This is a genomic window from Maribellus maritimus (assembly GCF_022267315.1).
GTDB classification, from domain to species: Bacteria; Bacteroidota; Bacteroidia; order Bacteroidales; family Prolixibacteraceae; genus Draconibacterium; species Draconibacterium maritimum.
In genome coordinates this window covers 1-9,133 of sequence record NZ_JAIKLE010000074.1, presented here as the reverse complement: position 1 = coordinate 9,133, position 9,133 = coordinate 1, and the positions used below count along the sequence as shown (strand labels likewise).

At 31.5% G+C, this 9,133-nt stretch carries 7 protein-coding genes; all 7 read left to right on the top strand.

Features of this window, described 5'->3' with window-relative positions:
* A partial coding sequence (locus K5G00_RS28305; RefSeq protein WP_238769858.1) for a hypothetical protein occupies positions 1-318 on the top strand: 318 nt, incomplete at its 5' end.
* Positions 319-358: 40 nt separating this feature from the next.
* Complete coding sequence (locus tag K5G00_RS28300; protein WP_238769857.1) at positions 359-2,608, top strand: DNA-directed RNA polymerase subunit alpha C-terminal domain-containing protein; 2,250 nt, start codon at positions 359-361, stop codon at positions 2,606-2,608.
* On the top strand, positions 2,583-2,777 hold the full coding sequence (locus K5G00_RS30300) for a DNA modification system-associated small protein (RefSeq protein WP_394800889.1): 195 nt from the start codon (positions 2,583-2,585) through the stop codon (positions 2,775-2,777). The genes K5G00_RS28300 and K5G00_RS30300 overlap by 26 nt, the downstream gene beginning before the upstream one ends.
* Positions 2,764-4,851: a DNA sulfur modification protein DndD gene (dndD, locus tag K5G00_RS28295; RefSeq protein ID WP_238769856.1), complete on the top strand. Its 2,088-nt coding sequence runs from the start codon at positions 2,764-2,766 to the stop codon at positions 4,849-4,851. The genes K5G00_RS30300 and dndD overlap by 14 nt, the downstream gene beginning before the upstream one ends.
* Positions 4,841-6,418 (top strand): DndE family protein, encoded by a 1,578-nt coding sequence (locus K5G00_RS28290; RefSeq protein ID WP_238769855.1) that lies wholly within the window; start codon positions 4,841-4,843, stop codon positions 6,416-6,418. The genes dndD and K5G00_RS28290 overlap by 11 nt, the downstream gene beginning before the upstream one ends.
* A complete protein-coding gene (locus K5G00_RS28285; RefSeq protein ID WP_238769854.1) occupies positions 6,419-7,744 on the top strand; it encodes an ATP-binding protein in 1,326 nt (441 codons plus the stop codon).
* A 362-nt stretch (positions 7,745-8,106) separates the two neighbouring features.
* Positions 8,107-8,931 (top strand): hypothetical protein, encoded by an 825-nt coding sequence (locus K5G00_RS28280; RefSeq protein WP_238769853.1) that lies wholly within the window; start codon positions 8,107-8,109, stop codon positions 8,929-8,931.
* Positions 8,932-9,133: the final 202 nt, after the last annotated feature.

The window sequence follows — 9,133 nt, the reverse complement described above, 5'->3', positions numbered from 1 at the left end:
GTGGTACGCCAACTGCGGATTCCCGTTTCGCAGTTCCGTGTCCTTCGGACAGGAACGCTCTCCGAAATCCGCCCCGACAACATGTACCAACCGTTACCTGCAAGGTTGAAAAAAGAAAAGAATAAACAGAAATTGACCGAAAAAAACTTAGCCAATAAAAATAAAATGACCGCTCCGAAAAGATTTAGTTTTGCCGACGCGCTTTTGCCCTTTGGGACAATTAGGGAAGCCCACGCACATTGCACACATTTGCAAATCGCACGAGCCAACTCACAAACCAAAATTTGCAAAAGAGTGCAATTTTTGCCAACGCTTTAAAGAAATGTATATTTGATAAATGGTAGAATTAATTTAAGATATGGAATTACAAGAGCTTTTCATAAATAAAGATATTGATAGTTTTACCATTTATGTTTGTAAACAAAACAATCTGCTTGATTTAGAAAGCATTCTTGATTATCACCAAAATCATAATAATTTTCTGGGACTTGATTATTGTAGCAAAGAGGACAATCAAAAACTGTTACTTTTATGCTCAAAATACAGTTCTCGTTCGGTTAACACAGAAAAAACAAATCTGCCTCAAGAACCTTTACGCTTCGACCAGAAACATATCCCAAACTATTCTCTTGAACAATTAGCAGAAATAGAAGAATTGGGAATTCGTTCTCAAAATGCTTGTAAATATTTTAGTCTTAATTCATTAAAAGACATTATTCACTATTACAAAAAAAATGGCGACTTTCTAAAAGTTCGAAACTGTGGAAGAAAATCAAATGATGAATTAATTGAAGTTTGCAAAAAATATGAAGAGTTCTTTATCAATGAACTAATTACGCAAATTGAAGAAGAAAGTAAAAATCCAATTGTTGCAAAAATTGAGACATTAAAAGTTCGACAAAAGAAAATATTAAACAATTTGATTGCTTCTTCTTTTAACGATTTATCGGTTCGTGCTTCAAATGCATTGAAAAATTATTTGGAGGGAGAGATTAATATAAAAGGAATCAAATCGTTATTCGCTGATAAAAACCTAAAACTCACAAATCTCAGAAACGTTGGTAAAAAATCAATTGATGAGATTCAAACATTTCTGGACTTTTCGAAAGACCAAATTGAAATTGTGTCGATTTTTGAAAATGAAGATGAGTTAACAACTGAATTGTTTAATTCGTTTTTAACTAAGACCTTCAATCTTTCTCCAGCAATTCTTTCAGAAATTGGCAAAGAATATGATTTTTCGAATGGGCTTCCAATTTTTAAAGCATTGCAAATACTAATTGATAGAGAAATACTATTTGATTCAAGAGATAAAGTAGTTTTTGAAAAAGGATTAATGTTCAATAATTCATACAAAGTCTGTTCTCTGGATGAAATAGCTAAAAAATTAAACCTTACAAGAGAAAGGATACGCCAAATAAGAAAGCAGGTTTACGACAACTTAAACTCAACTCTTTCATTTGTTAAAATATTAGAATTTGATTCTTTAAATTTATATGGTATTGACTATAATACTGACATTATATCAATAGATGAAGAAACCATTTCAGAAATAAATACAAAAGAGAATAACTCTTTTAATGAATTGTTTGTCAATAAAATATTGTCAATCATACTTAGCCAAAACTTTTTATTAATTGGAAATGAGGAAAATACTCTTTGCCAAAGAATTATTCGCACAGCTCATAATTGGCATACAACTTACTTAATTCAAAAAGAGATTGTTAATATTTTCAACTTTGAATCATTTGCAAATGATGTTAGTAAACGTCTTTCTGAAAGAATTGAAGAAGATTATTCTTTTCATTTTGAGGCTTATATCTTAGACTTTTCCATTGATGAAATTGAAAATAGTTTAACCAGTATTCTTCAAATCTGTGAACATATACTTTTTAACGAGTTTGAGATTAGTCTGGATATTTATGAGAATATAGTTTTTAAGCGGAACACTAAAAAACAAGTGATAGAGTATGTTTACGATGTATTAGAAGAAAAAAATGAACCAATGACGGTTTATGAAATTTATGGTATTATTAAGTCCAAACATCCAAATGTAACAAGAAGTGCAGAAGCTTTAAGAGGAAGTTGTCAAAGAGACCCAAATCTCATCTATTTTGGCAGGAGTAGTACATATGGATTAAAGGTATGGGAAAATGAACTTGATGTGAAAGGGGGAACTATCAGAAGTATCACAGAGGAATATTTAAATCAGTTTGATACTCCGAAACATATAATTGAAATTACAGATTATGTTAATAAATTCAGGGATACGAATGCGAAGAGTATTTTATCAAACCTAAAACTTGACGAATCAAGTTCATTCATATTTTTTCCTCAATCTTTTGTGGGTTTGTCAGAAAAAACAATCAACAATGCCTATGATAAGTACAAACATCTTCCCCGATTTCTGGGAAAAACAATAATGCGAAAAATTAGAGCTGAGAAAGAAATAAGTAATGAAGATTTGAGAGACTATATAATATCAAAAATTCAGATACCAACTACACATGCACAAATGATTATTAATCAATTAATTGCTGACGGATATATAAATATTGAAAATTTAACACTTACTGCAAATTATGAAAATAGAAGATATCAAGAATAAACAAATCGAAGAACTAAAGTCAATTTGCCAATCTAATGACGTAGATTTCAATACGATGAATAAGCTCCTGCAATCAGAGCGGGTAAAAAAGCTTCGAAAACGCAATCATTATATCCAACAAACAATTGACTCAGAAATTGAAAAGATTATAACCAATGAAGATAAGTAAGATAATACTCAACAATTTTAGACAATATTACGGTCATATTGCCATTGACTTAAATACAATCGGAGACGAGAATATTGTTTTAATCGGAGGAAAAAATGGATTTGGAAAAACGAATTTTTTAATCTCATTGGTTTGGTGTTTATATGGAGAAAAAATAACTCAAATTGATGACAGCTTTAAACGAGAAGTTCAAAAAGAATCCAACTACCAAAAGTTTATAAAACAATCATTGAATTGGTCTTCAAAAGATGAAGGGATTAACGAATTTTCGGTAGAAATTCAAATTGATGAAGTTGACTACCCCGCCAATCTGAAGGTATCGGATAACAAAATTATAATTCAAAGAATTTTCAATACAATCAAAATTGAGGAATCACTTCTAATACTCAATTCTGAACGAAAAGAATTATTTCAAGACATAAACGACAAAGTAAGTTTTATTAACGATTATATTATTCCTCTTGAAGCTGCAAAATTTGTATTTTTTGATGCGGAGAAAATTGCATCGTGGGCAGAATTATCAACCAAAGATGAAGGGAATGTTTTAAATGATGCTTTAGGGAAATTACTTGGTTTAGACCTTTACGAAAACTTAAAAGATGATTTCTACGCTTACACAAACAATCTCAAAAAAGAAGGTACCAGTTCAAATATTAAGGAACAAATTATAAATAAGGAAAAAGCCGTAGAACTAAATAAAGATAAAATTGAAAAAATTGATTTACAATCAGCATTAAACGAAACCACAAAAAAAGAGCTGAAAGACAAAGTAAAAGAATACCAAGGCTTTTTAAACCAAAACAGCAAGAAGGAAACTTCTACAATAAATAGGGAAGAACTTTTTAACGAGATTGAAAAGCTTCTCGAAAAAAAGAACCAATTAGAAACAAGATTTAATGAACTAAGCGAACTTGCTCCATTAGCTATTCTTGGCGGTAAAATCGAGGAAGTAGTTGAGCAAATTGAGATACAAAACGAATCTCAAAATGATTTAGAAACAAATGAAGATGTTAAGCGAAAACTCGAAACCTTCATTGAAAACTTATTTAATAAACCACCAGAACCGGACGATGGTTCAATGACATTTAAAAACAAAATATTTTATTCAGAAAAAGCTCATGGATTATTAAAAAACTTGTTTGACGTTTCGGAGAAAGCAAATGTCCTTGATTTTGAAATTGATTTAAATAATGCCGACAAGGAGTTAATTTTCAATGCCTCACAGATTTTAAAGCAACAAACAAAAGAAATTTTCGAATCAACAATATCCGAATTTAACGCCATTCAGATTGCAATTACAAACAAAGAAAAGCAATTAAAGATGATTGATTCGGATTTAGAGGACGAAACGGTTTTGGAAGTATTGACACAAAAAGACGACACTGAAAGAAAATTAGAAAAAGTAATTGCAGAAAACGGAGCATTAGAAATTCAAAAGGAAAAATTATTAAAAGATAATATACGTTTAAACCAGCAATATAATATTCTACTCCAAAAAAGTAGCGGGAATCAAATAATTAAGAAGAAAATATCGGTAGCAAAAAAGTATATCGACTCCCTACAAACCTTCATTGACATTCAAAAGCGAAATAAAAAAGAAACTTTGGCGAACAGCCTTTTGTCTGAATTAAAAATGCTAATGCATAAAATGCAGAATGATGATTCTGCTTTTATTGAAGATTCACGAATTGATATTCTGCCAGATGGAAAAGGTTTAAAAGTTTCAATTCTTGATTCCGATGGAAATAAAATACCAAAAGAGAGTTTCTCTACAGGAGAAAAACAAATATATATTTCGTGCTTGGTTAAGGCAATCTTAAATGAATCGATTCAAAATTTCCCAATCTTTATTGATACTCCGCTTGGCAGGTTAGACCATGAGCATATTGAAAATATTTTGAAAAACTATTACCCGAATTTGTCAAGTCAGGTGGTTTTACTTGCTACCAATAACGAAATTACACCGCGCCGATATAATTCGATAAAATCAAAGGTTGCCAAGTCATATTTAATTGTCAACGAGAATAAGAAATCTAATTTCAAACCAGGTTATTTCCAAAGCTATGAGAATTAAAATAGATAGATATTCAGAAGAACGTATTGATAAGTTAAAATCAATATTCAAATTCAATTCGGAAACGGTTATTCCTCGTTTGGCATTTGCCCATAGTATTCAAACTAACATACGTTTTGATAAAAATATTGATTCTGCACCGAAATCTGATGGAAGAGAATTTAGAGATGACAAAGGGTTATTTGGAGTAATAATTGACAATCGTTCAAACTATCCTATTTATAAGGCCGTTTTGGATAAACATTATAATGTTAACCTTTTTGAAGATGATTTTGTAAAATTATTTAAGCTTCACCTTGACAACGGTTTATCTTTATTGGAAAAAGAACTCATTAATGCTGACATAACTTCGGGCGGCCATATCTCACTATTGATGAAACTTGTAAAAAACGGTCTCGACTTACAGTCTGATTCTATTTCAATTGCAAATATTTTTCAAACAAAAACTCAAGTAAAGGAATTTAAAGAACCTTTATCATTTGTAATTGGGTCAACAGAAAACAATGAAAATATTAATATTAAGATAAACGACCTTCGTGAATTTGATAACCGTAATATTGCCATAGCAGGAATGGCAGGTTCCGGGAAAACGCAATTAATCAAAGACATACTTTATCAAATTTCAAGAAACACCGAGAATCAACTTAAATATATTTTCTTTGATTATAAAGGAGAAGGAAACGCAGGGCAATTAAAACCATTTCTTGAAAAAACAAATTGTGAATTTATTGACATTTTGAATGACGGATTTAATTTTAATCCACTTACTTCAATTAACATGAGTGAAGGCGAAAGGCAAAAAACATTTAGCATTAAAGCTTTTGTTGATACAATTGCCACATTCGTTCCAAATATTGGTGTCTCTCAAAAGAATATTTTACAAACGGTAATTAGCGACTTACTTGAAAGTAAAGAAAATTCGTATCCGAACATGCTTGAATTGTTTCAAGCAATCGAAGAATACTACGAAGCATCAAAAACCAAACCCGACACTTTATATTCAGCAATCAAAGATTTATCAAGTGGTTTATTTACCAACGATATTTCAGAAAATATTATTGATAAAAGCATTTATTTAAACTTGCCACCTACCCTTTCTGACACTTTAAGGCAATTATGTGTTTTTCTTTTACTTAGATATTTCAATTTCTATTTTAGTTCGGCAAACGATGCCGAGCCAACTGAAAATATTATTCCGCTTCGGTATGTTATCGTAATTGATGAAGCACACATCTACTTGAAAAATAAAAATGCAAGAAAAGCATTAGAAGATTTATTGAGACTTTTACGTTCTAAAGGTGTTATTGTGGTAATGTTATCGCAAGGAGTTGAAGATTATAAAACAAAAGATTTTGATTTTGCATCGCAAGTAAAATTGCCTATCTGTTTAAATGTTCAAAACAAAGACCCCAAAATGATAAAAGCATTTGTCGGAACACCAAGAAGCGAACACAAACTAATAAATGAAATAAATAGATTGGATTCTGGATTTGGCTTAATAAATTTGGATGAACCTAAAACGATTGAAATTAGGCAATTTTGGAAAACAATGAAAAGTGAATTGTAAATGCAAGAACAACAAAATATAGAATGGAAAGAAAGTTGGCGAGATGAATACCTGAAATGGATTTGTGGATTTGCCAACGCCCAAGGAGGAAAGATTTACATTGGTAAAAATGACAAAGGAGAAGTTGTTGGAATTGAGAATTCAAAAAGATTAATGGACGACCTTCCCAACAAAATTGTTACAAATTTGGGAGTTGTTTGCGACATTAATTTACTGTTCGAAAATGAAAAGCAATTTATTGAGATAATTGTAGAGCCTTATCCAAATCCTGTAAATTACAAAGGACAATACCATTATCGGAGTGGCAGCACTAAACAGGAATTAAAAGGAGCTGCACTTGATAAATTCATGTTGGAACGCAAAGGGAAAAAGTGGGACGGAGTTCCTGTTCCAAATATTTCAGTTGCCGATTTAAAGAAAGAAACCTTCGATTTTTTCAGAAAAAAAGCGGTCAAAGCTCAACGTATTGAAGATGATGTTTTAACCGATACAGATGAACAATTAGCAGACAACTTGCAGTTAATTGAAAATGAGTACATAAAAAGAGCAGCTATTCTTTTGTTTCATCCCAAACCTACAAAATTTGTAACAGGAGCTTCAATAAAAATTGGATATTTTGAAACTGACGATGAATTGAAATTTCAAGATGAAATCACGGGGAACATTTTTGAACAGGTTGAGAAAGCTATGGACTTACTTTTTACCAAGTACATCAAGTCATCAATAAATTACGAAGGGCTAAACAGGGTTGAAAGATATGAATATCCCAAAAATGCAGTTCGTGAAGCACTTTTAAATGCCGTTTGCCACAAAGATTATTCTGGTGGAGTTCCAATTCAAATTAGCGTTTATGACGATAAATTGATTTTTTGGAATGAAGGACAATTACCTGAAAACTGGACAGTTGAAAAATTACTGACAAAACACCCTTCAAAACCTTACAATCCAGATATCGCAAATGCTCTTTTTAGAAGTGGGTATATTGAATCCTGGGGAAGAGGAACAATAAAAATAATTAACGAATGTATTCAATTTGGCATTCCCCAGCCCAAATATTATTATGACATGTCAGGCTTTTGGGTAGAGTTTAGAAAAGACAAATTCAATACTGAATACTTTGAATCTCTTGGTCTAAATAAACGACAAATAGAAGCACTAATGTACGTTAAAGAAAAAGGTAAAATTACTAATAGTGAATATCAAAATATAAATGATTGCTCAAGAAATACAGCAAGCAATGACCTTATTGAATTGGTAAATAAAGAATTACTTGAAAGCAGTGGACAAAAGGGTGCTGGAGCTTATTACATATTGAAAAATAGTTGATTGCACAATAATTGCACATATTGCACAATGACAAACAGAGCCAGCCCACACAGTCAAGCACATTTACAATTCGCACAAGCCAACGCTGAAACCAAAAATTGCAAAAGAGCTTGCCTGTTTTCCAACGCATTTTTGCCGACGCGAAAAACAAAATCGGGTCAGTGCTAAAATTGAAAATGTAGTAGTTCTTTGAATGGAAAGACTAAACCCAGCAGGTAACACGTGGTAAATTTAATTGCCGGGACAGTGGCAAATTTAACGTTTGTAGCTCGCATAAAATTCATTGCGGCTTGAAAATGAAAACGCCCGTAATCGGCAACAAAACTTACCACCACCGTTATGCAAAATTTTAAAACGGCAATATGCTTCTTAAAATACTTTTAATAATAATCGGATTGCCGATATTAATTCTACCATTGGCAACGGACTTAATGAAGAATAAAAAAATTACTAAATCTGGAATAGCATTTCTATTTTTTGTAATACTATTTACTGCATTACAAATAGTTAATGAGAGACAAAATTCTAAAGCCGAAGCCAAATTGGAGAGCGAAAAACAGGATTTAAGTAATAATGTTGATTCTTTAAAAATAAGAACTCAAAATCTATCCGATTCTTTGTCTAACTTTAAAAAAGTATTGCTATCAATAGACAGCAAGTTCTATAATACAAATAATAAGTTATCTGATTTGAGTAAAATCAACGACAGTTTAAATATCAAATTGATTCAATCCGACAGACCAATTTTTCATTTGACATCAACTAAAATTTATAAATCAAAAATATATAACAATCAGCATACTATAGACTTTGATTTTGGAAATGAAGGAGTACGAGCGGCTACAAATATTTATGGCAGGATGTTTACTTTCTTCGCAGACACGCTGTTTGACAATGGAGATTTGGGGATTACGAAATCAGACACATATCCAAATAAAAAAGGATTTACAATCCACGCTCCAATGAAAGTTAACCCAGACTCATCTTCATTGGCAGAACCAATTTATTATTATTTCTCTGTGCATTATTCAGATTTAATTTTAAAAACCTCATATTCTTATGTTGTGGTCATGAAATTACCTCCATTTAAAAAGGGAAATTGCATGAATGAATTAGCAATCTGTAAAAACTGGGAAGAAAATATGATGATAAAAAGAGTTGAAAAAACTTTGCATAACAAATTGTAATATGGCAGGCGGGGGTTTTAGCGGTCTGACAAGTCAGACCTCGTGCCAACATTCCTGCGGGTCTGACACGATTTCTTCCAGAAATCCCGCCCGACCACATACAAGTGACCGTTATGCACCAATTTGAAAACCTTCGAGAATGAATAAGAAAAAAGAAACAGAAACTAAAAAACAACATTTTGTTCCAAGGACTTATCTAAAG